Raw genomic sequence first — 24,771 nt, forward strand, 5'->3', positions numbered from 1 at the left:
TCACCCGGATCGCATCTGCGATGCGATCCGACCTCTCCCCGCAAGCGGGGCGAGGTGAAGAAAAAATCCGCTCCGGCGCATCACTCACTTCGACAATTCCTTAAGCCCCAGCCGGATCAGCTGCGCGGTCTCGGCCTGCTCACCGGCGCTGCGCGAGGCGGTGGCGATGGCGGCGGCAGCCTGCGGCTGGCCGTAACCGAGATTGACCAGCGCGGAGATCGCGTCCGTCACCGGGCGCGGCGCGCGGTTGTTGTCGATCGCGCCCGACAGCTGCACCACCGCGGGATCGACATCGGCAAAGGCCGGCGCCTTGTCCTTCAATTCGCTGACGATGCGCTCGGCGACCTTCGGCCCGACCCCCGGCGTACGCGCAACCGCCGCCTTGTCGCGCAGCGCGATCGCGTTGGCCAAATCTGTCGGCGGCAGCGTGCCGAGCACCGCGAGCGCGACCTTGGCGCCGACGCCCTGCACGGTCTGCAACAGGCGAAACCATTCGCGCTCAAGATCCGAGCGGAAGCCGAACAGTTTGATCTGGTCCTCGCGGACATAGGTCTCGATCGAAAGCACCGCCGCTGCGCCCGGCGACGGCAACGCTTGCAGCGTGCGGCTCGCGCAATGCACCTGATAGCCGACGCCGCCGACGTCGAGGATCACGTAGTCCTCGCCGTAGGAGTCGATCAGGCCCTTGAGCTTGCCGATCATCGCGCGCCCCCAAGTTCGGCGCTCGTGGCTCGCACGATCGTTTCGACTTCGGTGAGGGAGGCACCAGCGGAAGGGTTCCCTCCGCCCTTGCGGGGGAGGGTTAGGGAGAGGGGTGCCGCTTGCTCAGTTGGCTGACGCATAACAACGCTCGCACCGCACTCACTTGTCTCGCGCGCTTCGTTGATGCCTCGTCGTCGCACATCGCGCACCGTCGCCCGGGGCTTACCCCTCTCCCCAAACCTCCCCCGCAAGGGGGGAGGGAGCCCAACCAGTGTGCTCTCCTCACTTCGCGATACGTCAGAAGAGTCCCTCATAGGCTCGCCACCCTGAGCCGCAGCGCGGTGCTCTGGCGGTGATGGGCGTGGGTGATCGCGACCGCGAGCGCGTCGGCGGCGTCGGCGGACCGCGGCTCGGCTTTCGGCAACAGGATCTTCAGCATCACCTGGATCTGGTTCTTCTCGGCGTGTCCGGCGCCGACCACGGTCTTCTTGACCTGGTTCGGTGCGTATTCGGCGACCGAGATACCAAACATTGCTGGCGCCAGCATGGCGACCCCGCGGGCCTGCCCGAGCTTCAGCGTGGCGACGCCGTCCTTGTTGACGAAGGTCTGCTCGACCGCCGCCTCCGCCGGCTTGTAGTCGCCGAGCACGGCGGCCAGCCCCTCATGGATTGCGAGCAGCCGGTTCGCCAGCGGCACATCATCCGGCGGCTCGACCGAGCCGCAGGCGATATAGACGAGACGATTGCCTTCGGTCTCGATCACGCCCCAGCCGGTGCGGCGGAGACCCGGATCGATACCGATGATGCGGACGGGAGAGCGAATCGGCTGCGATGTCATGGGGTAGTGATACCGCCTGCGCCGGGAGAACGAAACACAAACGGGCGGGTCATCCCCTGCCGCGGTCGTAGCAGCGAGCCTCGCTCGTCATCCCCGCGAAAGCGGGGATTCAGTACGCCGCGGCTTCTCGGATCAAACTCGGGTCTCTGGAATACTGGATCGCCCGATCAAGTCGGGCGATGACAGCGGAACAAGTGGATCAGCCGCCCATCTTCGCGATCAGCGCGTCGGACACCTCGAAATTGGCGAACACGTTCTGCACGTCGTCGTGCTCGTTGAGCAGGTCCATCAGCTTCAACAGCTTTTCGCCGGTCTCGTCGTCGACCGCGACGGTGTTCTGCGGCTTCCAGGTCAGCGCCGCCTTGCGCGGCTCGCCGAACTTCGCTTCCAGCGCCTTGGCGACTTCGCGGAAGGTGTCCTGCGAGGCGTAGACCTCGTGGCCGGCCTCGCTGGAAACCACATCGTCGGCACCTGCCTCGATCGCAGCGTCCAGCATGGCATCGTCGGAGGCGACCTTGGCGTCGTATTCGATGATGCCGGTGCGGTCGAACATGAAGGCGACCGAGCCGGTTTCGCCGAGATTGCCGCCCGACTTGGTGAAGAAGGAGCGGATGTCGGAGGCGGCACGGTTGCGGTTGTCGGTCAGCGCCTCGACGATGACGGCGACGCCGCCGGGGCCATAGCCCTCGTAGCGGATCTCGTCATAGTTCTCGCCCTCATTGCCCGCGGCCTTCTTGATCGCACGATCGATGTTGTCCTTGGGCATGTTCTCGGCGCGGGCCGCAACCACGGCGGCGCGCAGGCGCGGGTTCATCGCAGGGTCCGGGGTGCCGAGCTTGGCCGCCACGGTGATTTCGCGGGCCAATTTGCCGAAAAGCTTCGACCTCTGGGCATCCTGCCGGCCCTTGCGGTGCATGATGTTCTTGAATTGGGAATGGCCGGCCATGCGACGTCTCTTCGAAAGCGTAGGGTCTGAACGGGTGGAAAACGCGGCCTTATAGGCCCCTGGCGGTCAAAATCAAAGATCGGCGGGGGCCGTCCGGTCCCGGAATACTACCGCATCCCGGAATATGAGGCACTTGTTAACCATGACTTCACGCCCGGATGCGAAGATCGCCCCGTCCCGCCGTAACTTTCCAAGGCAACTTCCAACAGCCCCCACAGAGCCCACATGGCGTTCGGTTTGTTTCGAAAGCAAGTGCCGGAGCCGACTTCGCCCGCCGTCGCGCCGAAGGTTCCAACTGCGGCGGCTGCACCCGACAGCCCCTCCTCGACCGAGACTGATTCGGCCCGGGAAATCCTCGAACTGCTGGAACTCGAGCTCGGCGCGATGATCCGCCAGCTCGAGCGCGCCGCAGGCTCGGTCGCCGACGGCGCCGAAGCGACGGCCGCCAAGCTTGCGACCATCCGTGCCCGGACCGACGCGCTGAGCGGCCGCAGCAGCGACGCGCAGAACACCGCGACGACGTTCTCGGAAGCTGCCGGCCGATTCACCCATTCCGCCGAGGGCATCGGCCAGCAGGTGCGCAGCGCGAGCCAGCTCGCCGACGATGCCGCGGCGGCGGCGCGCGAGGCCACCGCCAATGTCGATCGCTTGCGCGAATCCTCGGCCGCGATCGGCAACGTCGTCAACCTGATCGCGCAGATCGCGCGGCAGACCACGCTGCTGGCGCTCAACTCGACCATCGAGGCGGCGCGCGCCGGCGCGGCCGGCAAGGGCTTTGCGGTGGTTGCCACCGAGGTCAAGGCGCTGGCGGTGCAGACCCAGAGCGCGACCGAGGAGATCTCGAGGAAGATCGAGGCGCTGCAGAAGGATGCCACCGGATCGGCCGACGCCGTGCACCGCATCTCGCAGGCGATCGAGGCGATCCGCCCGGTGTTCGAGAACGTCAACGGCGCGGTCGCCGAGCAGAATGCGATCACCGGCGAGATGGGCCAGAACGCCGCCTCCGCCTCCAGTTTCATCGTCTCGGTCGGCACCAGCGCCGGCGAGATCGACTCTGCGACACGCGAAGCCGCCGCGCATGGCGACAATGTCGCGAAGGCCGGCAAGGCGGTGACAGCCTTTGCCCAGAAGCTGAAGGCGCGCTGCGCGGTGCTGCTGCGCCAGGACGAGCGCGGCGATCCGCGCAAGAACGAGCGCCTGCCCTGCAGCCTCAAGATCGAGATCACGACCGCGCGCGGAATCATCACCGCGCCGGTCTACGAGATCGCGATGGACGGCATCCTGATCGGCGGGCCCGATGCCGACAGACTGCCGGCCCATGAGACCCTGAGCGCGACCTTGCAGGATGTCGGCGCGTGCCGGATCAGGATCGCCGACCGCACCAAAGCCGGCGCACAGGCGCGCTTCGAGGGCGCGATCGCCGCGCTGCGCGAGACGATCGAAGACCGGATGTGGGCGATCCACGAGGAGAACGCCGAGCTGATCACCCGCGCGATGGAAGCAGGCAGCGCGCTGACCAAGGTTTTCGAGAGCGGCCTTGCGAGCGGCGCGATCACGATCGACGACATGTTCGACACCGAGTATGTCGAAATATCCGGCACCAATCCGGTGCAATACCGCACAAGGATGCTTGATTGGGCGGATCGCGCGCTGCCCGCTCTGCTCGAGGCGTTCCTCGCCAAGGACAAGCGGCTGGCGTTCTGCGCGACGGTCGACCGGAACGGCTATCTGCCGGTCCACAACAAGATCTACTCGCATCCGCAGCGGCCGGGCGATGTCGCCTACAACACCGCCAATTGCCGCAATCGCCGCATCTTCAACGATCCCGCGGGCCTCGCCGCCGCGCACAATCAGCGCGCCTATCTGGTGCAGAGCTATGCGCGCGACATGGGCAACGGCACAACCGTGATGATGCGCGAGATCGACGTGCCGATTCGCGTCCGCGGCCGGCACTGGGGCGGCTTCCGCACCGCCTACAAGCTTTGATTGGAATTTCTGTAGATGGGGTAACGGGCCGGCCGCCCGCTCGCTACGGCGCGATTTGGAAGCGCGCTCGCGAGCGGCCTGTTGGTTGGAAGGCGGTCGTCCCTCAAACTGATGGTGTCAATAAACGGAGTCGGGCAAGCCCGCTCCAAGCATCATTAAGGGACGACCATGTACCACTATGCAGGAATCGACGTGTCTTTGGAATGCTCGAGCGTCTGCCTTGTCGATGGGACAGGTAAGATTTTGCGCGAGGCGAGGGTTGCGAGTGAGCCGGAGGCCTTGATCACCTGGTTGCGGTCGCTGGGGTTGGTGCTGGAACGGATCGGGCTGGAGGCTGGTCCGCTGTCGCAATGGCTCTACGCAGCGATGCGGGATGCGGGCCTGGCAGTCGAACTGTTGGAGACGCGGCACGTCCGCGATGCCTTCAAGGCGATGCCGGTGAAGTCGGACCGCAACGATGCCCGCGGGATCGCGCAACTGATGCGGCTGGGCTGGTTCCGGCCGGTGCACTGCAAGTCGATCGAAGCGCAGGAGACGCGGGCGGTTCTGACGGCACGCAAGCTGCTGCAGTCCAAGCTGCGCGACATCGAGAACAGCCTGCGCGGCGTGCTCCGCGGCTTCGGTCTGAAGGTCGGCACGACCACCGAGCGCACGTTCGCCGAACGCATCCGGGAGCTCGTAGCGGGCCATCCCGGACTTGAGATCGTGGCACAGGCGCTGCTCGAAGCCCACGCCGTGCTGCGGCGCGAGTTCAATGGCCTGGATAAGCACACCCAAAAGCTCGCCAGGTCGCACCCTCAAGCCCGCCTCCTGATGACGACACCGTCCGTCGGCCCGATCGTGGCGCTTACCTACGCCTCGGCGGTCGACGACCCGAAGCGCTTCCGGTCCTCGAAGGCGACGGGAGCGCATTTTGGCCTCACCCCGAAGAAGTACCAATCGGGCGAAACCGACTATACCGGCCGCATCAGCAAGATCGGCGATGCCTCCGTGCGCGAGGCGCTCTATCAGGCGGCTCACGTCATGCTGACCAAGCCGGTCAGGAACTGCTCGGCGCTGAAAGGCTGGGCGATGCGGATCGCCCGGCGCGCAGGCCTGCGCAAGGCCAAGGTGGCGCTCGCACGCAAGCTCGCCGTCGTTCTGCATCGCATGCTCGCCGACGCCAAACCGTTCAACCCGATGGCCAAGGCCTCGGCAACCTAAGCAAGGAGCAGCAATCGGTTCTGGGCGGGCCACGACACCAGGCTCTCCCTGAGCGAGGTCCCTGCGCCGGGACGATGGATCCGGTCAGGCCGCCATCCGGGAAGTGGCTCACAACCACGCTTCCGTAGATTGGCCGGCCGGCTCCTCAATGCACCCCATCAGGCGACGGCCTTCGCGCCGATCCCGTACAGAAGCAAGTGCCCGGCGAGTGGATCACGCAAAAAGGGATTGACTTACAAAGGCCCGTTACAGAAGCCCGGATGCGGCGAAGCGTAATCCGGGACGAGCGTGCCCACGGGCGGGAATCCCGGATTTCGCTGCGCTGCATCCGGGCGACGGAGTGCACGCTCAGGCAAGACCGGCGGCGCGAATCACGTTTTAGCTTGAAATGGGGAATGCTGCGGCGGCTCAACCGACCGCTGTGATAGAGGAAGCGCTGATATGTCGGCCGTGCAGCTTGCAGTTCTGGACACCTCATCGAACCGGACGCTGGCCGAACGGCTCGTTGACCAGCTTGCCGACCGCATCGGCGGCCTCGGAGTGGAACTCGCCGACATCGCCGGCAACGTCCAGGAGGTCGCCAACCGCGTCAGCAACCAGTCGGAGCGGTTCCATCATTTGCAGGCGACGGCCGAGACGATGGTCTCGGCCAATCACGACATCGCCAACGCATCGCAGGCGGTGCAATCGACCGCGTCCGCCGCGGTCGGCCAGATCGCGGAGTCGCGCCATGCGGTGGACACTGCGGTCAGCCACATCTCCGAGCTCGTCGCCGCGGTCGCGCGGATCGAGGCGCGGCTTGCCGCGGTCGGCTCCGCGCTGAGCCAGGTCGCCAAGGTTTCCGGTTCGATCGAGGCGATCGCCAAGCAGACCAATCTGCTGGCGCTCAACGCCACGATCGAGGCCGCGCGCGCCGGCACCGCCGGCCGCGGCTTTGCCGTGGTCGCGAGTGAGGTGAAGAGCCTCGCGGAGGCGACCCGCCAAGCGACGCATCAGATCTCCGACACCGTGCGCGATCTCGACGGCCAGATCGGCAGCCTGATCGGCGAGAGCAGCGACGCCTCGCTGCGCGCCAAGAGCGCCGGCGAAGGCGCCCAGCAGATATCCGGCATCATCATGCGCGTGCAGGAAGGCTTTTCATCTGTTGGTGCCGAGATCGACAACGTCGCGCGCGCCGCGACCTCCAATCTCGGTCATTGCGACACCGTGATCGCGGAGCTGAACGAGCTCGCCAAGGGCGTCGATCTCTCGTCGCGCGACCTCAAGCACGCCGACGGCCGCGTCGCGAAGCTGCTCGAGCTGTCCGAGAGCCTGATCGTGACCATCGCCGACAGCGGCGTGGAGACCAGTGACGCGCCGCTGATCCGCGTCGTGATCGACACCGCGAAGCAGATTTCCGAGCTGTTCGAGACTGCCGTCACGCGTGGCGAGATCACCCTCGCGCAGTTGATGGACGAGAATTACCGCGAGATCGCGGGTAGCAATCCGAAGCAATATCTGACCAACTATGTCAGCTTCACCGACCGCGTGCTGCCGGCGATCCAGGACCCGATCCAGAAGACCGATCCGCGCATCGTGTTCTGCGTCGCCTGGGCACGCGGCGGCTATCTGCCGACCCACAATCCGAACTACCGGCTGCCGCAGGGGCCCGACCCGGTCTGGAACAACGCCAATTGCCGCAACCGCCGCCTGTTCAACGACCGCGCGGTGAGCAAGGTCGCAGCCAATACAAAGCCGTTCCTGCTGCAGACCTACCGCCGCGACATGGGCGGCGGCAATTTCGTGCTGATGAAGGATGTGTCATCGCCGATCGTCGTGCACGGCCGCCACTGGGGCGCGTTCCGGATGGGCTTCCGGCAGTCGTAAATCCGTAGCCCGGATGCAGCGCAGCGCAATCCGGGATCAGCCCCTCAACCCGCGAGCCCCCGCATTTCGCTGCGCTTTATCCGGGCTACAACGTCCAAAACCCCGGCACCGCGGGCTCGAGCCGTCCGCCGGCGCGGACCGGGGCGACCTTCACCGCAAGCCCGGTCGTGTCGTCGGTCTCGACCGCGATGCCGCTCAGCGTGGCTGTGCCCGCAGCCGGCTCGAAACGGCCGGAGGGAATGCCGGTGAGGAAGCGCTGCAGCGGCTCCTCCTTCTGCATGCCGATCACCGAATCATAATCGCCGGTCATGCCGGCATCGCTCATATAGGCGGTGCCGCCCGGCAGCACCTGGTGATCGGCGGTCGGCACATGGGTATGGGTGCCGACCACGAGGCTGACGCGGCCGTCGCAGAAGAAGCCGATGCCCTGCTTCTCGCTGGTCGCCTCGGCATGGAAGTCCAGCACGATGGCGTCGGCGCCTTCGCGCAACGGGCAGGCCTCGAGCTCGCGGTCGATCGCGGCGAACGGATCGTTGGACGACGGCTCCATGAACACGCGGCCGATCGCGTTGATGACCAGCGCGCGCTTGCCGTTCTTGGTGTCGATCAGGGTCGAGCCGCGGCCGGGCGAATGGCGCGGGAAATTCAAGGGGCGGATCAGGCGCGGCGCGCGCTCGATGAAGACCAGCGCCTCCTTCTGATTCCAGGCGTGGTTGCCGAGCGTGATCGCATCGGCGCCGGCGTCGAGCAGCTCCTGGTAGATCGCCTCGGTAATGCCGAAACCGCCGGCGGAATTCTCGCCATTGACGATGACGAGATCGAGCGACCAGTCCCTGATCATGCCGGGAAGGTGGTCGGCGATGGCGGTGCGGCCGGTCCTGCCGACGACGTCACCAACGAACAGAATACGCAATGCTAGGGGCTCCGGAAATCGAACGTCTTGCGCTCGGTTAGCACATAATCCAGCGGGACGTCGTGCGACAACGCCGGAATAGCCTTGCTTTCCTGTGCAGCGAAGGCAATCCCGACCCCGATCACATGCTTGGCCTTTCGCAGATGCGCAAAGGTATAGTCGTAATAGCCGGCGCCATAGCCGATGCGGTGGCCGAGCCGGTCGAATGCCGCAAGCGGCACCAGCATCACGTCGGGATGCACCTCGGGTGACGCCGGAGACGGCTCGGGAATGCCGAGCGGGCCGAGCATCAGCCGGTCCTGCGGCGACCAGCTGCGGAAGGTCAGCGACTGGCCGCGCGCATTGATGCAGGGCAGCGCGAGCCGCGCGCCCTTCTCGGCCAGCTTCTTCATCAAGGGCGCCGGATCGAACTCGCTGCGGATCGGCGCATAGCCGGAGACGATCATGCCTTGCGTGATCTCGAACGGGGCGCCACGCTTGGCAAGCGCCTCGGCCGCCGCCGCGCGCTGCTCGTCGCTCAGCGCATCACGCTTGGCGAGGGCAAGCGCCCGAAGCTCGGCCTTCGATGGAGCTGCGTGCATGATCCATCTTCCGCTGTCGTCGTCCGCGACAACGGACGATCCATCATTCCAGAGACGCTAAAGCGCGAAGAGCGCTTTAGCGTTCTTGTTTAAGCATGATCTTTTCGGAAAACCGCTTCACACTTTTCCGGATCATGCTTCAGCACCGTATGGCCAGGCCGCGGCGCACTGGACGCCCCGCTTCGCAGGGGACAGCGCTGCACCACAATCGAACCGCCGCCGCGCGACGACAAGGCAACAGCAAAATACAGTGCGAAGCCGCAGAGGCCGTTGGAGCGCTCGATCCCGGAGTTCCCTACGAAAGTAGGTGGGCACCATATGTCCGGGTCCACGGACCCGGCCAGGGACAGTTCCCTAAAGGATCGATAAGGCCCCGGGGATATATGGCTCCTGACGCACGACGCAGCTTCGCAGGGTCAATGTAGCGACGAAGTGCCGGTTCCGCTAGCGGCAAGAAACCGCGATCAAGGCTCGGGCTCTCTCCGCCGTCATGGCCGGGCTTGACGAAATCTCGCAGGGGATCACATCACCCGATCGCGATGCCGCCGCCGATGGTGCGGTTGAGCACCTGCGTGGTGCGCTCGATCCGCTCGGCGGCGGCGTTAAGCGCATTGGAGACCGCGGTCTGGGTCGCGCGGGCGCGGTCGGTGGCGGCGACGCGTGCATTGCGCAACTGCTCGACCTCTTCCTCAAGGCTGCGGAGGCGTGCGCTGGCATCGGCCAGCTCGTCGCAGGCAGTCAGCGCCGCCATCACCGTGAGCCGCGCATCGCCGATCTCGCCGAACTTGCCGCGCAGCGATTCGACGCGCTGCTCGAGGTTTTCCGCGAGCTTCAGCAGCCGCACCTCCTGGCCCTCCTCGCAGGCCATCCGGTATTGCCGGCCATTGATGGTGACGTTGATGTGGCTCATCTCTTGTCTCCGCCCTCGAGCACGGCGCGAATGGTGCCGATCGCCGCGTCAAGCTTTTCCGCGATGTCGCGATTGACGCGCTCGAGCTTGCGCGTCTTGACCAGCGATCCGTCGAGTTCGTCGGCAAGTCTGGAGCGATCTGCGCCGAGCGCCTGGATCCGGCTCGCCAATTCGTTTTCGTCGCGGTCGGCCTCGCGGCGCCGCTCCACCGAGCTTTCCAGCGCATCGAGCGCAGCCATCAGCCGCTTTGTCGCAGCATCGATATCGGCAAGCGGTGCCTCGGTATTGCCAGACCCGTTGGCGAGACGATCACTCATGACACGCGGCGTGGACCCTTCTTGGGTTGGCTGGGTAGCCTGCTGGAGATAAGCCTGCCGCACGGCAAAACTGGCGGTTCGGCAAGCGCTTACGGGACGAAATTTACGTGGCAAGCGAGCCGAGCGCAACGGCGGCGCAGAACTATGCACCGTTGAATGAAATTGGGCCATTTCGGGCAACTTTTCCCCGTTTTGGGGCGTTTCATCGCCTTGGACTTGCGGAATTGAGGTGCTAATCCACCCTCCAACCCGTAAGGCCATCCACGCGCGTATCGCGGCTGCCCGCCCCGATGCGTCCAGCAATCAGCTCCTCATTTCAGGCGGATTTTTCATCATGTCGCAGGTCGATCACACCCGTATGGCCAATGCGATCCGTGGCCTTGCCATGGACGCCGTCGAGAAAGCGAAATCCGGTCATCCCGGCCTGCCGATGGGCGCCGCCGATATCGCGACCGTGCTGTTCACCCAGTTCCTGAAATTCGACGCCGCCGATCCGGCCTGGCCCGACCGCGACCGCTTCGTGCTGTCGGCGGGCCACGGCTCGATGCTGCTCTATTCGTTGCTGTACCTCACCGGCAACAAGGAGATGACGCTCGACCAGATCAAGCATTTCCGCCAGCTCGGATCGCTGACGCCGGGACATCCGGAGAATTTCTACACCAAGGGCATCGAGACCACCACCGGCCCGCTCGGCCAGGGCATTGCGACTGCGGTCGGCATGGCGCTCGCCGAGAAGATGCTCGCCGCCGAGTTCGGCAAGAAGATCGTCAGCCACCACACCTATGTGCTCGCCTCCGACGGCGATTTGATGGAAGGCATCTCGCAGGAAGCGATCGCGCTCGCCGGCCACTGGCGCCTCAACAAGATGATCGTGCTGTACGATGACAACGGCATCTCGATCGACGGCCCGACCTCGCTTTCCGACTCCGTCGACCAGGTGAAGCGCTTCAAGTCCGCGGGCTGGGCTGCTGAATTGATCGACGGCCACGATCCGAAGGCGATTGCGGCTGCGATCACCCGCGCGCAGAAATCCAGCAAGCCCTCGCTGATCGCCTGCAAGACCACGATCGGCTTCGGCGCACCGACCAAGGCCGGCACCGCGAAAGTGCATGGCGAGGCGCTCGGCGCCGAGGAGCTCAAGGGTGCCAAGGAGAAGCTCGGCATCTCGCTCGAGCCGTTCTCGGTGCCCGACGACGTGCTGAAGGCCTGGCGCGAGGCAGGTGCCCGCGGCGCCGCCGAGCACAAGGCCTGGGACGAGCAGTTCGCGCAGCTCGGCAACCGCAAGCGCGCCGAGTTCGAGCGCCGTCTGCGTCACGAGCGGCCGGCCTCGCTCGCCAAGGGCCTGCGCGCGTTCAAGAAGGGGCTCCTGGAAAATCCGCTCAACGTCGCGACCCGCAAATCGTCGGAAGCCGCGATCGAGGTGATCGCGGCTGCGATGCCGATGGAGTTTGTGGCCGGCTCCGCCGACCTCACCGGCTCCAACAACAACAAGGCGAAGTCGGCGGTGGGGTTTGCCGCCAAGACGCCGAAAGGCCGCTTCATCCATTACGGCATCCGCGAGCACGGCATGGCGGCGTGCCTCAACGGCATCTTCCTGCATGGCGGCTTCGCGCCGAACGGTGCCACCTTCCTGGTGTTCACCGACTATGCGCGCGGCGCGATGCGGCTGTCGGCGCTGATGGGCACCGGCGTGGTCTATGTCATGACCCATGACTCGATCGGCCTCGGCGAGGACGGCCCGACGCACCAGCCGGTCGAGCACCTCTCCGCGCTGCGCGCGATGCCCAACATGCGCGTGTTCCGTCCCTGCGACGCGGTCGAGACCGCGGAGTGCTGGGAACTGGCGCTCAACCGCATCGACGGACCGACGGTGCTGGCGCTGACCCGCCAGAACCTGCCGCAGCTCCGCACCACGGTGCCGAATGACAGCCCGTGCAGCCACGGCGCCTACGAGCTGGTCGCGGCGCAGGGTGACGCAAAAGTGTCATTGTTCGCGTCCGGTTCCGAGGTCCAGATCGCGGTCGAGGCGCAGAAGCAGCTCGCCGGACGCGGCATCGCGACGCGGGTGGTCTCGGTGCCGTCGCTGGAGTTGCTGCTGGCACAGCCCGCCGAGCGGCAAAATGCCATTATCGGCAACGCCCCGGTCAAGATCGCGATCGAGGCCGCGGTGCGCTGGGGCTGGGATGCCGTGATCGGGCACGATGGCGAATTCATCGGCATGCACGGTTTCGGCGCAAGCGCCCCGGCGAAGGACCTTTTCCCGCATTTCGGCATTACCGCGGAGGCCGTCGTTAACGCTGCCCTGAAGCGCGTCTGACGCTGGCCTGACACCCGCCGGTCAAAGGTTGAGCTTGCCGCAAAAAAGGATTACCAAAGCTCCATCTTTTCCGCTCGCGTCCGGCTGAACCGGGCGTTCCGCCGTAAAAGCTTCGTGGGAGCCCTCCCGCGGGGCTGGCAGCAGCTTTTAGAGGAGACAACAGCATGGCAATCCGCGTCGCGATCAACGGGTTTGGGCGTATCGGCCGCAATGTGTTGCGCGCCATCGCCGAGTCCGGCCGCAAGGACATCGAAGTCGTCGGCATCAACGACCTCGGTCCGGTCGAGACCAACGCGCATCTGCTGCGCTTCGATTCCGTGCACGGCCGCTTTCCCGGCACCGTGACCGTCGACGGCGACTCGATCAGCCTCGGCGACAACAAGATCAAGGTCTCGGCCGAGCGCGATCCCTCCAAGCTGCCGTGGAAGGCCCTCGGCGTCGACATCGCGCTGGAATGCACCGGCATCTTCACCGCCAAGGACAAGGCCTCTGCGCACCTCACCGCCGGCGCCAAGCGCGTGCTGGTCTCGGCGCCCGCCGACGGCGCTGACGCCACCATCGTCTACGGCGTCAACCACGACACGCTGACCAAGGATCAGCTCGTCGTCTCCAACGGCTCCTGCACCACCAACTGCCTCGCGCCGGTTGCCAAGGTGTTGAACGAGACGGTCGGCATCGAGACCGGCTTCATGACCACGATCCACGCCTATACCGGCGACCAGCCGACGCTCGACACCCTGCACAAGGATCTCTATCGCGGCCGCGCTGCGGCGATGTCGATGATCCCGACCTCGACCGGTGCCGCGAAGGCGATCGGCCTGGTGCTGCCGGAACTGAAGGGCAAGCTCGACGGCGTCTCGATCCGCGTGCCGACCCCGAACGTCTCGGTGATCGATCTGAAGATCGTCGCCAAGCGCGCCACCGACGCCAAGGAAATCAACGAGGCGATGAAGCGCGCCGCCGAGCAGCAGCTCAAGGGCATTCTGGGCTTTACCACCGCGCCGAACGTCTCGATCGACTTCAACCACGATCCGCACTCGGCCACCTTCCACATGGACCAGACCAAGGTGCAGAACGGCACGCTGGTGCGGGTGATGGCGTGGTACGACAATGAGTGGGGCTTCTCGAACCGCATGGCCGACACGGCCGTCGCCATCGGCAAGCTGATTTAAGTTCGACTGTTCGTGATGCCCGGCCCCGCGCCGGGCATCCGCGTCTTTGCCCCGCATTCGCGACGTGAATGGCTGCGACATAGGCAAGCGAAAGCGACGCCGTCCTTCGGACGGCCATGTCCGGCCGTGGCACAGGAAACGCCCGCACAGGAAACGTCCATGACAAAATCATTCCGCACCCTCGACGACGTCGACGTGAAGGGCAAGCGCGTGCTGCTGCGCGTCGACCTCAACGTCCCCATGGAAGGCGGCCGCGTCACCGACGCCACAAGGCTCGAGCGCGTCGCCCCGACCATCACCGAGATTTCCGACAAGGGCGGCAGGGTGATCCTGCTCGCACATTTCGGCCGGCCCAAGGGACGCGACCCCAAGGAGTCGCTGAAGCCGGTCGCTGAAGCGCTGTCGAAGGTGATCAAGCGCCCGGTCGCCTTCGCCGAGAACTGCATCGGCGATCCCGCGGCCAACGCGGTCGCCGCCCTCAAGGACGGCGACATCCTCTGTCTGGAAAACACCCGCTTCCATAAGGAAGAAGAGAAGAACGACGCCGGCTTCGTCGCTGAACTCGCAAAGCTCGGCGACATATGGGTCAACGACGCCTTCTCCGCCGCGCATCGCGCCCACGCCTCGACCGAAGGCCTCGGCCACAAGCTGCCGGCCTATGCCGGCCGCACCATGCAGGCCGAGCTCGACGCGCTCGGCAAGGCGCTGGAAGCACCGACCAAGCCTGTGATCGCGATCATCGGTGGCGCCAAGGTCTCGACCAAGATCGACCTTCTGGAAAATCTCGTGAGCAAGGTCGATGCGCTGGTGATCGGCGGCGGCATGGCCAACACCTTCCTGCACGCGCAAGGTATCAACGTCGGCAAGTCACTCGCCGAAAAGGACCTCGCCGCGACCGCGCTGCGGATCATGGAGAAGGCCAACGCCGCGAACTGCGCCATCATCCTCCCCGTCGACGCCGTCGTCGCCAACCAGTTTGCCGCCAATGCGCCGTCGCATGCCTATGGCCTCGATGCGATCCCGGCTGACGGCATGATCCTCGACGTCGGTCCGCAGTCGATCGCGCGGATCCATTCCGCGATCGACGACGCGGCGACGCTGGTCTGGAACGGTCCGCTCGGCGCCTTCGAGCTGACGCCGTTCGACCGCGGCACCGTGGTGTCGGCCAGGCATGCCGCCGAGCGCACCAAGAGCAAGAAACTGGTCTCGGTCGCCGGCGGCGGCGATACCGTCGCGGCGCTGAACCAGGCCGGCGTGGCGGGCGATTTTTCCTACGTCTCGACCGCGGGCGGCGCGTTTCTTGAATGGATGGAAGGCAAGCCGCTGCCGGGCGTCGAAGTTCTGAAACACGGCTGATTTAGAGCATGATCCGGAAAAGTGTGAAGCGGTTTTCCGAAAAGATCATGCTCAAACAGAGAGTTAAAGCGCGATGACGATTCAACCTAAGCTCATCGCGCTTCAAACCCGCGAACGCGCTTTACAGGGAGAAATGGAATGGCTCGCATAACGTTGCGGCAACTGCTCGATCACGCGGCCGAGCACGATTACGGCGTACCTGCCTTCAATATCAACAACATGGAACAGGCGCTGTCGATCATGGCGGCGGCCTCCGAGGTCGACGCGCCCGTCATCATCCAGGCCTCGCGCGGCGCGCGATCCTACGCCAACGACGTCATGCTCAAGCACATGATGGACGCCGTCACCGAGATCTACCCGCAGATCCCGGTCTGCGTGCATCTCGACCATGGCAACGAGCCCGCCACCTGCATGACCGCGATCCAGGCCGGCTTCACCTCGGTGATGATGGACGGCTCGCTGAAGGCCGACGGCAAGACCCCGGGCGATTGGGACTACAATGTCGGCGTCACCCGGACTGTGACCGGTATGGCCCATCTCGGCGGCATTTCGGTCGAGGGCGAGCTCGGCGTGCTCGGCTCGCTCGAGACCGGCATGGGCGACAAGGAAGATGGCCATGGCGCCGAGGGCAAGCTGTCGCATGACCAGCTGCTGACCAACCCGGACGAGGCCGTGAAGTTCGTCCAGGAGACCAAGGTCGACGCGCTGGCGATCGCGATGGGCACCTCGCACGGCGCTTACAAGTTCACCCGCAAGCCCGACGGCGACATCCTCGCCATGAACGTGATCGAGGAGATCCATCGCAAGCTGCCGAACACGCATCTCGTGATGCACGGCTCCTCGTCGGTGCCGCAGGAGCTGCAGGAGATCATCAACGCCAATGGCGGCAAGATGAAGCCGACCTGGGGCGTGCCGGTCGCCGAGATCCAGCGCGGCATCAAGAACGGCGTGCGCAAGATCAACATCGACACCGACAACCGCATGGCGATGACCGGCCAGATCCGCAAGGTGCTGAAGGACAATCCGGAAGAGTTCGATCCGCGCAAGTACCTGAAGCCCGCGATGGAGGCGATGACCAAGCTGTGCAAGCAGCGCCTGCAGGAATTCAACACCGCGGGCCAGGCCAGCAAGATCAAGAAGGTGTTGACCACGGCTGAGATGGCCAAGCGCTACGCTGCGGGCCAGCTCGACCCCAAGGTCGCCTAAAGAAGTTGCCCGAAGAGATTGCCTGACACCATATTGCCCGAAACATTAAGGCGGGACACCGGCTCCGACGCAGTTGGAAACGGTGTCCCGGGGCTTGATCGCCGGCTGCGACAAACAGCGGCCGCGACGAACGTTTTCTAGGCATTTGCCCGAGAACCGCCTATTTTGGTTTGCAAAGGCAATGCGCTCTGGAGAACGTTTCCATGAACCTCGCTGACCTCAACAAGATTGCCCTCGCCATGGTCACCCCGGGCAAGGGCATCCTTGCCGCGGACGAATCCTCCGGCACCATCAAGAAGCGGTTCGATGCCATCAAGGTCGATTCGACCGAGGACAATCGCCGCGACTATCGCGAGATGCTGTTCCGCTCGCAGGAGGCGATGAGCAAGTACATCTCGGGCGTGATCCTCTACGACGAGACGATCTGGCAGAATGCCAAGGACGGCACGCCGCTGGTCAAGCTGATCGAGCAGGCCGGCAGCATTCCAGGCATCAAGGTCGACGAAGGCACCCAAGCCCTGCCGAACTGCCCGGGCGAACTCGTCACCGTCGGCCTCGACAAGCTCGCCGAGCGGCTGAAGAAATATTACGAGCGCGGTGCGCGCTTTGCGAAATGGCGCGCGGTGATCGATATCGGCTCGGGCGCCGGCAGCCGCGGCATCCCGACCATGACCGCGATCCGCGTCAATGCGCATGCGCTGGCGCGCTACGCCGCGCTGTGCCAGGCCGCGCAGATCGTGCCGATCGTCGAGCCGGAAGTGCTGATGGACGGCGATCACGACATCGACCGCTGCTACGAGGTGACGCAGCGCGTGCTGAACCGCACCTTCCAGGAATTGCGGGTGCAGCGCGTGGCGCTCGACGGCATGATCCTGAAACCGAACATGGCGATCTCGGGCAAGAAGTGCCCGAAGCAGGCGTCGGTGCAGGAAGTCGCCGAGAAGACCATCCGCCTGCTCAAGAGTTGCGTCCCGGCCGCAGTGCCCGGCATCGCCTTCCTCTCCGGCGGGCAGAGCGACGAGGAAGCGACCGCGCATCTCGACGCCATGAACAAGATCGGCCATTTGCCCTGGCGGCTGACCTTCTCCTATGGCCGCGCGCTGCAGGCAGCGCCGCAGAAGGCGTGGTCCGGCAAGCCCGACAACGTCCCTGCGGGCCAGCACGCCTTCTCGCATCGCGCCCGGATGAACGGGCTGGCAAGCACCGGCAATTGGGAAGCCGGCCTCGAAAAGCAGGCGGCATAGTTGGCCACCAAGCCCGTTCCGCCGCGGCCGGCGCCGCGCCTCTATCTGGCAACACAGCCGCTCGACGAGCCCGCGCCGCTTGCGGCCGAGCTTGCCGAGCTGCTCGCCGCCGCCGACGTCGCGGCCGTTCTGGTGCGGCTGCGCGAGAGCGACCCGCGCAGTATGATCTCTTACGTCAAGGCGCTGGCGCCGACGGTCCAGAACGCGGGCGCAGCGCTATTGATCGACGGCCATCCCGATATCGTGGCCCGCGCCGGCGCCGACGGCGCGCATCTGACCGGCGTCGCCGCGATGGAAGAGGCGATGCCGTCGCTGAAGCCCGACCGCATCGTCGGCGTCGGCGGGCTCGCGACGCGCCACGATTCCATGGCCGCGGGCGAGGCTGGCGCCGACTATGTGCTGTTCGGCGAGCCCGATCCCCGGGGACAGCGGCCCTCGACCGAGGCGATCGCCGAGCGGCTAGGATGGTGGGACGAATTGTTCGAGCCGCCCTGTGTCGGCTTTGCGACCTCGCGCGAGGAGGCCGAGGCGTTCGCGTCCGCCGGCGCGGATTTCGTGCTGGTCGGAGATGTTATCTGGTCCGATCCGCGTGGCGCCAAGGCGGCGCTCGTCGAGGTCGGCGAGGCGATTGCGCAGGCCCATGCCAGCACATTCGGCGCGGCCAGGGCCGAGGGATGACGCCGGAATGAAATGGCTGCGTCCGATAGGTGTTGCGCTCGGCTGCACGATGCTGGCGAGCGGCGCGATGGCGCAGCTCTCGATCACGCCGCCGGCCCAGACGCCGCCGCCTGCGAAGAAAGAGGCGCCGAAAGAGAAGCCGAAGGTGCATGCGCCGGTTGCGAAGAAGCCCGTGCCGAAGCCGGCTGCCTCGGCGACGCCCAGCCCGACGCCCTCGCCGACCCCGACGCCGGACGATCCCAATGTCGACCTCGTCTACGGCGCCTATCAGCGCGGCATGTACAAGACCGCGTTCGACCTCGCGACGGCGCGCGCGCAGAACAACAACGATGCCAAGGCGATGACGATGCTGGGCGAGCTCTATGCCAACGGGCTCGGCGTCAAGCGCGACTACGTCAAGGCCGACGAATGGTACAAGCGCGCCTCCGATGCCGGCGACCGTGAGGCGATGTTTGCGCTCGCGATGATGCGGATCGCGGGCCGCGGCGGCACGGTGGACAAGGATTCCGCGGTCAAGCTTTTGGCATCGTCGGCCAAGCTCGGCGAACCCAAGGCGGCCTATAATCTCGCGCTGCTCTATCTCGACGGCCAGACCCTGCCACAGGACCTCAAGCGCTCCGCCGAGCTGTTGCGGATGGCCGCCGACGCCGGCAGTCCGGAGGCGCAATACGCGCTCGCGACCTTCTACAAGGAAGGCACCGGGGTGCCGAAGGACCTCGAAAAGGCGGCGCGGCTGCTGCAGGCCGCCTCGCTGGCCGACAACGTCGATGCCGAGGTCGAATATGCCATCGCGCTCTATAACGGCTCCGGCACGCCGCGGAACGTGCCGGCGGCGGTGGCTATGCTGCGCAAGGCGGCCCGGCAGAACAGCGCGATCGCGCAAAACCGCCTCGCCCATGTACTGGCGACCGGCGCCGGCGCCCCGGTGGACAAGGTCGAGGCGCTGAAATGGCACACCGTCGCCAAGACCGCCGGCAAGGGCGACCCCGATCTCGACGACATCCTCGCCGATATGAGCCCGGAAGACCGCGCCAAGGGCGAGGCAGCTGCCCGGAAATGGATCGGAAACAACGTCAAATGACGCCTTGACGGGGCGGCCTCCAGAGGGCACCCAGTCCAGCAATCTCCGACGCCGCAAGCCGTTCCCCGTCATCCTGAGGTGCGAGCGGAGCGAGCCTCGAAGGATGCGCGGCCCGGCTGGTGGCCGTTGATCCTTCGAGACGCGCGTTCCGCGCTCCTCAGGATGACGGGACCACTTTGAACCCGCCGTCAGCTCAATCGCACCGAAGAAGCCGCCATCATGCTCTACTCCGCCCTCATCAATGTCATGGTCAAGGCCGCGCGCCGCGCCGGCCGCAGCCTCAAGCGCGACCTCGGCGAGATCGAACATCTCCAGGTGTCGCTGAAGGGGCCGGCGAACTTCGTCTCGCTCGCCGACAAGCGCGCCGAGGAGATGCTCTACACCGACCTCGAAAAGGCCCGGCCCGGTTACGGGTTCCTCGGCGAGGAAGGCGGCAATCGCGAAGGTTCGGACAAGAGCCACACCTGGATCGTCGATCCGCTGGACGGAACCACCAACTTCCTGCACGGCATCCCGCAATTCGCGATCTCGATCGGGCTGAAGCGCGAGGACACGATCATCGCCGGCGTGATCTACAATCCCGCCAATGACGAGCTCTACATCGCCGAGCGCGGCAAGGGCGCGTTCCTCAACGACCAGCGGCTGCGCGTCGCCGGCCGCCGCCAGCTCAACGAATGCGTGGTCGCCTGCGGCCTGCCGCATATCGGCCGCGGCAATCACCAGCTGGCGCTGCAGGAAATGGCCGCGCTGCAGACCAAGGTCGCGGGCTTCCGCCGCTTCGGCGCCGCCTCGCTCGACCTCGCCTTCGTCGCCGCAGGCAGGCTCGACGGCTTTTGGGAGCGCAATCTGCAGCCCTGGGACATCGCGGCGGGCCAGATCATGGTCAGGGAAGCCGGCGGCACCGTCTCCGGTATCCAGGGCAATGACGACCCGCTGCAGACCGGCCACGTCGTCTGCGGCAACGAGTTCGTGCACGGCGAGTTGATCAAGATCCTGAAGCCGCTCGGGCAGTAGCACGACGGCACGATCTAATCGTCATCGTCATCGTCGTTCTCCCCGTCGCGAAATTCACCGCCGAGGGTCAGGCCCTCGATGGCCGTGGCGCCCTTCGCCTTGATCACCCGGCGAAGCGGGACCGAACTCTCGCTTTGCAACGCCTCCATCAGCTGTTCCGAATGGGTGACGATCCAGATGCCGGCGCGGCGCGACGCCTTTGCGATCAGCCGGGCCAACGGCGCAAGCAGCGACGGATGCAGGCTGGCCTCGGGTTCGTTCAGCGCGATGAACGGCGGCAGCCGATAGCCCATGAACACGGCGAGCAGGCAGATATATTTCAGCGTCCCATCGGATAGTTCGTGCGCCTTAAACGGACGCGGCATGTCCGCCAGTTGCAGCTCGAATTCGCACCGCCCGTTCCCTTCCCATGCCCGAAGCTCGGCGCCTGGGAACGCATCCTCGATCGCATCCTGCAGGTCGGCGGCATCTTCCCTGATCGCGTAGAGGGTTGCCAGGGCGGCAGCCAGATCGCTGCCATCGGCACCGAGCGCAGGCGTCGTGATCGCGAGACAAGGCTTTCGGATCGGCGACGCCGGATCGGTGCGAAAATCGTGATAGAATCGCCAGCTCTGCATTGCGTTTCTGATCAGGTCGACTTCGGGGCACGTCTTGCCGTCGAGGAATCCGGCGAGCGCGGTTTCCGACGGCAGCACTGCATCCTTGTGCTCGCTCCAGGCTCCGCTCTCGCCGCGCACGCTGACATGTGAATTCGTCCGCTCCATCAGCAGTACTTTGCGCTTGCCGTGGGCCACCTCGATGCGCTCGGACTTGATCATCGGCTCGCCGGAAAATGCCGCCTCGAGCGGGCCGGGAAATCCGAGCTCGATAGCGTATCTGATGTCGTCGAATCTGGCCGCCAATCGCAGTCGTCCATCCTCGCCCCGCCTGCGGACGCCGGACCAGCAGACGGAGTTCAATCCGCCTTCATCGGCGATCGTGCGCGTGATCCGGCCCGTCGCCGCGTCGCGCAGCAGCGACAGGGACTTGTAGAGATTGGATTTGCCGACACCATTCTCGCCGACGAATACCGACAGCGGTTCGATGGGCATGAGGAGCCGCCGAATGGAGCGATAATTCGAGATCGCAATATCGGTCGGCCGCATCACATGCCCTCAATCCACGGGTTGCCTGCAAGCTCCCCGTTCAATCCAGAGATGCAATCTGGATTGGTCGGCTTGTGAAAGCAAGCCGGAGGCGGCGCCAAGCCCTGATGAGATCGGCGCCGATCTCGGACATTAGTGGCCGCCCCTTGCCGGCGCAGGCGGCCGATACGCCTCGGCCTTGTCGGCGACCTTCTCCCGATCCCCCGCCAGCACGCGCTGCACGCTGACGAAGAACACCGGCACCAGCAACAGCGCCAGGATCACGACCGCGATCATGCCGCCCATCACCGACGTGCCGAGCGCCTGCTGGCTGGCGCCGCCAGCGCCGGTCGCGATCGCCATCGGCAGCACGCCGCAGACGAAGGCAAGGCCGGTCATCAGGATCGGGCGGAATCGGAGGCTACACGCCTCGATGGTCGCCTCGACCAGCGGCTTGCCCTGCGCGCGCAGATCCTTGGCGAATTCGATGATCAGGATCGCGTCCTTGGCGGCGAGACCGATGATGGTGATCAGGCCGACCGTGAAATAGACGTCGTTGGACAGGCCGCGCATCGTTGCGGCCACCACCGCGCCGAGAATGCCGAGCGGAATCGTGAGCAGCACCGCGAGCGGAATGGTCCAGCTCTCATACAGCGCGGCGAGCAGCAGGAACACCACCAGCACCGACAACGCGAGCAGGAACGGCGCCTGCGAGCCCGACAGCTTCTCCTGCAGCGACTGGCCGGTCCACTCATAGCCGAAGCCGCGCGGCAGCTTGTCGGCGAGCCGCTCCATCTCGGCGATCGCATCGCCCGAGGTGAAGCCGGGCCGCGCCTCGCCGGAGATGCGCACCGCCGGATAGTAGTTGAAGCCCGCAATTTGAGTGGGCCCCTTCGACCATTCGATGGTGGCGAAGGCCGAGAACGGCACCAGCTGGCCGCGGCTGTTCTTGACGTTGTAATTCAGAATGTCGTCCGCGTTCATGCGGCTGGTCTTGTCGGCCTGCACGATGACGCGCTGCATGCGCCCGCGGTTCGGGAAGTCGTTGATGTAGTTCGAGCCGAGATTGGTCGAGATCGTGTTGTTGATGTCTTCGAAGGTGAGCCCGAACGCGCCCGCCTTCTCGCGGTCGATCATCAGATTGACCTGCGGCGCCGGCGGCAGGCCCTCGACATAGACCTTCTGCAACACGGGACTGGCATTGGCCTCCGCGATCAGGCGGTCGGACGCGGCGATCAGCGCCGCATAGCCCTTCTGGCCGCGGTCCTGCAGGCGGAACGAGAAGCCCGAGGAGTTGCCGAGATTGTCGATCGGCGGCGGCTGCAGCGCCGAGATCCTGGCGTCGCGGATCGACGACGACAGGTCGCGGTTGATGTCCGCGACGATCGCGGCAGCGGAATCCTTCGGGCCGCGTTCCGACCAGTCCTTCAGCGTGATGAAGGCCTGCGCGGTGTTCATGCCCTGGCCGAGGAAGCTGAAGCCGGTCAGGAACGTGACGTTCTCGATCCCGGCGCGGGTCTTCAGGTATTTTTCGACCTGCTCGACCGCAGCTTCGGTGCGCGCATAGGACGATTCCGACGGCGTCTGCACGTCGGTCGTAATGAAGCCCTGGTCGTCGACCGGCAGGAAGCCGCCGGGCAGCCGCACGAAGCCGTAGGCGACGCCTGCGAACAGCACGAGGTAGATCGCCATCAGCCGGCCGGTGCGCTTCAGCCCGGCCTGCACCGTGCTGACATAGCCGGCGCGGCTGGAGTCAAGCACGCGGTTGAACCAGCCGAACACGCCCCTGCGGGCATGGCCGTGGCCCTTCTCGACCGGCTTGAGCAAGGTCGCGCACAACGCCGGCGTCAGCGACAGCGCAAGCAGCGCCGAGAACGCGATCGCCGCCACCATGGTGACCGAGAACTGGCGATAGATGATGCCGACCGAGCCGGGGAAGAACGCCATCGGCACGAACACCGCCATCAGCACCAGCGTGATGCCGATGATGGCGCTGGTGATCTGCGACATCGCCTTCTTGGTCGCCTCCTTCGGCGGCAGGCCTTCCTCGGCCATGATGCGCTCGACGTTCTCGACCACGACGATGGCGTCGTCGACCAGGATGCCGACCGCCAGCACCATGCCGAACATGGTCAGCATGTTGATCGAGAAGCCCACGACCATCAGCGTGGCGCAAGTCCCGAGCAGCGCCACCGGAACAACGATGGTCGGAATGATGGTGTAGCGGATGTTCTGCAGGAACAGGAACATCACGATGAAGACCAGCACCACCGCCTCGACCAGCGTCATCAAAACCTTCTCGATCGAGGCCTTGACGACGGGGGTGATGTTGTAGGGGATCTCGTAGCCGATATTGGCCGGGAAGAAGCGCGACAGCTCCTTCATCTTGGCCTCGACCGCGCTCGCGGTCGCCAGCGCATTGCCCTTCGGCGACAGCAGCACCGAGAGACCCGCGGTCGGCTTGCCGTTGAGGCGGGTGTTGAACTGATAGCTGAGGCCGCCGATCTCGATCCGCGCGACGTCGCGCAGGCGGACCGTCGAGCCGTCCGGGTTGGCGCGCAGGATGATCGCGCCGAACTCGTCGGGCGATGACAGCTGGCCCTTCACCAGCACCTGCGCCGAGATCTTCTGCGTGTTCGTGCTCGGCTCGGCGCCGATGCTGCCGGAGGCGACCTGGGCGTTCTGCGCCGTGATCGCCTTGTTGACGTCGTCGGCGGACAGGCCGTAGCCGACCAGCTTGGCCGGATCGATCCAGATGCGCAGGCTGCGCTCGGTCGAATACAGCGTGGCGCGGCCGACGCCGGGGATGCGGCGCACCTCGCCCAGCACGTTGCGGATCATGAAGTCGCCGAGGCCCACTTCGTCCAGCGAGCCGTCGGTCGAGTTCAGCGTGATGATCTGCAGCACGGCGGAGGATGCTTCCTCGACCAGGATACCCTGCTGGATCACGGCACGCGGCAGCCGCGCCTCGACGCGCTTGAGGCGGTTCTGCACCTCGACCGAGGCCTGGCTGGTGTCGGTCCCCGGCTTGAAGTTGGCGATGATCTCGACCTGGCCGAGCGAGTCGGAGGTCGATTCGAAGTTCAGGATGTTGGCGGCGCCGTTGAGTTCCTCCTCGATCAGCCGCGTCACGCTGTTGTAGAGGTTTTCAGGCGACGCGCCGGGATAGCTCGTCGAGATCGAGATCGAGGGCGGCGCGATGATCGGATATTGCGCGACCGCGAGCAGCGGAATCGAGATCGCGCCGACCAGACAGATGAACAGCGCGACGACCCAGGCGAAGATCGGCCTGTCGATGAAGAAGCCGGGCATGTCGG

General features: G+C 65.5%; 20 protein-coding genes and 1 other RNA gene. 11 read left to right on the plus strand and 10 right to left on the minus strand.

Annotated elements, in window-relative coordinates:
• Window positions 1–84 precede the first annotated feature (84 nt).
• The 3 genes from ruvA to V5279_RS38445 all read right to left on the minus strand — a co-directional run bounded on the left by ruvA (window position 85) and on the right by V5279_RS38445 (window position 2,486).
• Complete coding sequence (gene ruvA, locus V5279_RS38435) at window positions 85–702, minus strand: Holliday junction branch migration protein RuvA (protein ID WP_338692109.1); 618 nt, start codon at window positions 700–702, stop codon at window positions 85–87.
• A 310-nt stretch (window positions 703–1,012) separates the two neighbouring features.
• Window positions 1,013–1,540, minus strand: coding sequence for a crossover junction endodeoxyribonuclease RuvC (gene ruvC / locus V5279_RS38440; RefSeq protein ID WP_338692110.1), 528 nt, complete (start codon window positions 1,538–1,540; stop codon window positions 1,013–1,015).
• Window positions 1,541–1,739: 199 nt separating this feature from the next.
• Window positions 1,740–2,486: a YebC/PmpR family DNA-binding transcriptional regulator gene (locus tag V5279_RS38445; protein ID WP_338692111.1), complete on the minus strand. Its 747-nt coding sequence runs from the start codon at window positions 2,484–2,486 to the stop codon at window positions 1,740–1,742.
• Window positions 2,487–2,711: 225 nt separating this feature from the next.
• Between V5279_RS38445 and V5279_RS38450 the strand changes: the two genes are divergently transcribed.
• From V5279_RS38450 to V5279_RS38460, 3 genes are all read left to right on the plus strand, one after another.
• On the plus strand, window positions 2,712–4,472 hold the full coding sequence (locus tag V5279_RS38450; protein WP_338692112.1) for a methyl-accepting chemotaxis protein: 1,761 nt from the start codon (window positions 2,712–2,714) through the stop codon (window positions 4,470–4,472).
• Window positions 4,473–4,640: 168 nt separating this feature from the next.
• Window positions 4,641–5,675, plus strand: a complete 1,035-nt coding sequence (locus V5279_RS38455; protein ID WP_166294930.1) for an IS110 family transposase — start codon at window positions 4,641–4,643, stop codon at window positions 5,673–5,675.
• Between the two features lie 441 nt (window positions 5,676–6,116).
• Window positions 6,117–7,541: a methyl-accepting chemotaxis protein gene (locus tag V5279_RS38460; protein WP_338692113.1), complete on the plus strand. Its 1,425-nt coding sequence runs from the start codon at window positions 6,117–6,119 to the stop codon at window positions 7,539–7,541.
• Between the two features lie 85 nt (window positions 7,542–7,626).
• Here the strand turns inward: V5279_RS38460 and V5279_RS38465 are convergent, their stop codons facing one another.
• The 5 genes from V5279_RS38465 to V5279_RS38485 form a co-directional block, all read right to left on the minus strand.
• Window positions 7,627–8,454 carry a TIGR00282 family metallophosphoesterase gene (locus V5279_RS38465; protein ID WP_338692114.1) on the minus strand — a complete coding sequence of 276 codons (828 nt, stop codon included), beginning with the start codon at window positions 8,452–8,454 and terminating at the stop codon, window positions 7,627–7,629.
• A 2-nt stretch (window positions 8,455–8,456) separates the two neighbouring features.
• Window positions 8,457–9,035 carry a 5-formyltetrahydrofolate cyclo-ligase gene (locus tag V5279_RS38470; RefSeq protein WP_338692115.1) on the minus strand — a complete coding sequence of 193 codons (579 nt, stop codon included), beginning with the start codon at window positions 9,033–9,035 and terminating at the stop codon, window positions 8,457–8,459.
• A 251-nt stretch (window positions 9,036–9,286) separates the two neighbouring features.
• Window positions 9,287–9,447: non-coding RNA, 6S RNA (gene ssrS / locus V5279_RS38475), on the minus strand.
• Between the two features lie 114 nt (window positions 9,448–9,561).
• Window positions 9,562–9,945 (minus strand): cell division protein ZapA, encoded by a 384-nt coding sequence (locus V5279_RS38480; protein WP_029077595.1) that lies wholly within the window; start codon window positions 9,943–9,945, stop codon window positions 9,562–9,564.
• A complete protein-coding gene (locus V5279_RS38485) occupies window positions 9,942–10,262 on the minus strand; it encodes a DUF4164 domain-containing protein (RefSeq protein WP_166298970.1) in 321 nt (106 codons plus the stop codon). The genes V5279_RS38480 and V5279_RS38485 overlap by 4 nt, the downstream gene beginning before the upstream one ends.
• Before the next feature lie 334 nt (window positions 10,263–10,596).
• Here V5279_RS38485 and tkt point away from each other — a divergent pair, with 334 nt between their 5' ends.
• The 8 genes from tkt to V5279_RS38525 all read left to right on the plus strand — a co-directional run bounded on the left by tkt (window position 10,597) and on the right by V5279_RS38525 (window position 20,330).
• On the plus strand, window positions 10,597–12,579 hold the full coding sequence (tkt, locus tag V5279_RS38490; protein WP_338692116.1) for a transketolase: 1,983 nt from the start codon (window positions 10,597–10,599) through the stop codon (window positions 12,577–12,579).
• Between the two features lie 164 nt (window positions 12,580–12,743).
• Window positions 12,744–13,751, plus strand: a complete 1,008-nt coding sequence (gene gap, locus V5279_RS38495; protein WP_029077598.1) for a type I glyceraldehyde-3-phosphate dehydrogenase — start codon at window positions 12,744–12,746, stop codon at window positions 13,749–13,751.
• Between the two features lie 159 nt (window positions 13,752–13,910).
• A complete protein-coding gene (locus V5279_RS38500) occupies window positions 13,911–15,107 on the plus strand; it encodes a phosphoglycerate kinase (protein ID WP_338692117.1) in 1,197 nt (398 codons plus the stop codon).
• 138 nt (window positions 15,108–15,245) lie between these two features.
• Window positions 15,246–16,313 carry a class II fructose-bisphosphate aldolase gene (gene fba, locus V5279_RS38505; protein WP_026192208.1) on the plus strand — a complete coding sequence of 356 codons (1,068 nt, stop codon included), beginning with the start codon at window positions 15,246–15,248 and terminating at the stop codon, window positions 16,311–16,313.
• Window positions 16,314–16,516: 203 nt separating this feature from the next.
• Complete coding sequence (locus tag V5279_RS38510; RefSeq protein WP_338692118.1) at window positions 16,517–17,557, plus strand: class I fructose-bisphosphate aldolase; 1,041 nt, start codon at window positions 16,517–16,519, stop codon at window positions 17,555–17,557.
• Complete coding sequence (locus tag V5279_RS38515; RefSeq protein WP_166298974.1) at window positions 17,558–18,235, plus strand: thiamine phosphate synthase; 678 nt, start codon at window positions 17,558–17,560, stop codon at window positions 18,233–18,235.
• A 7-nt stretch (window positions 18,236–18,242) separates the two neighbouring features.
• Window positions 18,243–19,316 (plus strand): tetratricopeptide repeat protein, encoded by a 1,074-nt coding sequence (locus V5279_RS38520; protein WP_175619366.1) that lies wholly within the window; start codon window positions 18,243–18,245, stop codon window positions 19,314–19,316.
• Window positions 19,317–19,535: 219 nt separating this feature from the next.
• Window positions 19,536–20,330, plus strand: coding sequence for an inositol monophosphatase family protein (locus V5279_RS38525; RefSeq protein ID WP_338692119.1), 795 nt, complete (start codon window positions 19,536–19,538; stop codon window positions 20,328–20,330).
• Between the two features lie 14 nt (window positions 20,331–20,344).
• Here V5279_RS38525 and V5279_RS38530 read toward each other — a convergent pair whose 3' ends face one another.
• Window positions 20,345–21,475, minus strand: coding sequence for an AAA family ATPase (locus V5279_RS38530; protein WP_338692120.1), 1,131 nt, complete (start codon window positions 21,473–21,475; stop codon window positions 20,345–20,347).
• Between the two features lie 132 nt (window positions 21,476–21,607).
• Window positions 21,608–24,766: a multidrug efflux RND transporter permease subunit gene (locus V5279_RS38535; RefSeq protein ID WP_338692121.1), complete on the minus strand. Its 3,159-nt coding sequence runs from the start codon at window positions 24,764–24,766 to the stop codon at window positions 21,608–21,610.
• Between the last annotated feature and the right edge of the window lie 5 nt (window positions 24,767–24,771).

Origin of the sequence: Bradyrhizobium sp. 26S5 (assembly GCF_036923295.1) — a bacterium.
GTDB lineage: Bacteria > Pseudomonadota > Alphaproteobacteria > Rhizobiales > Xanthobacteraceae > Bradyrhizobium > Bradyrhizobium septentrionale.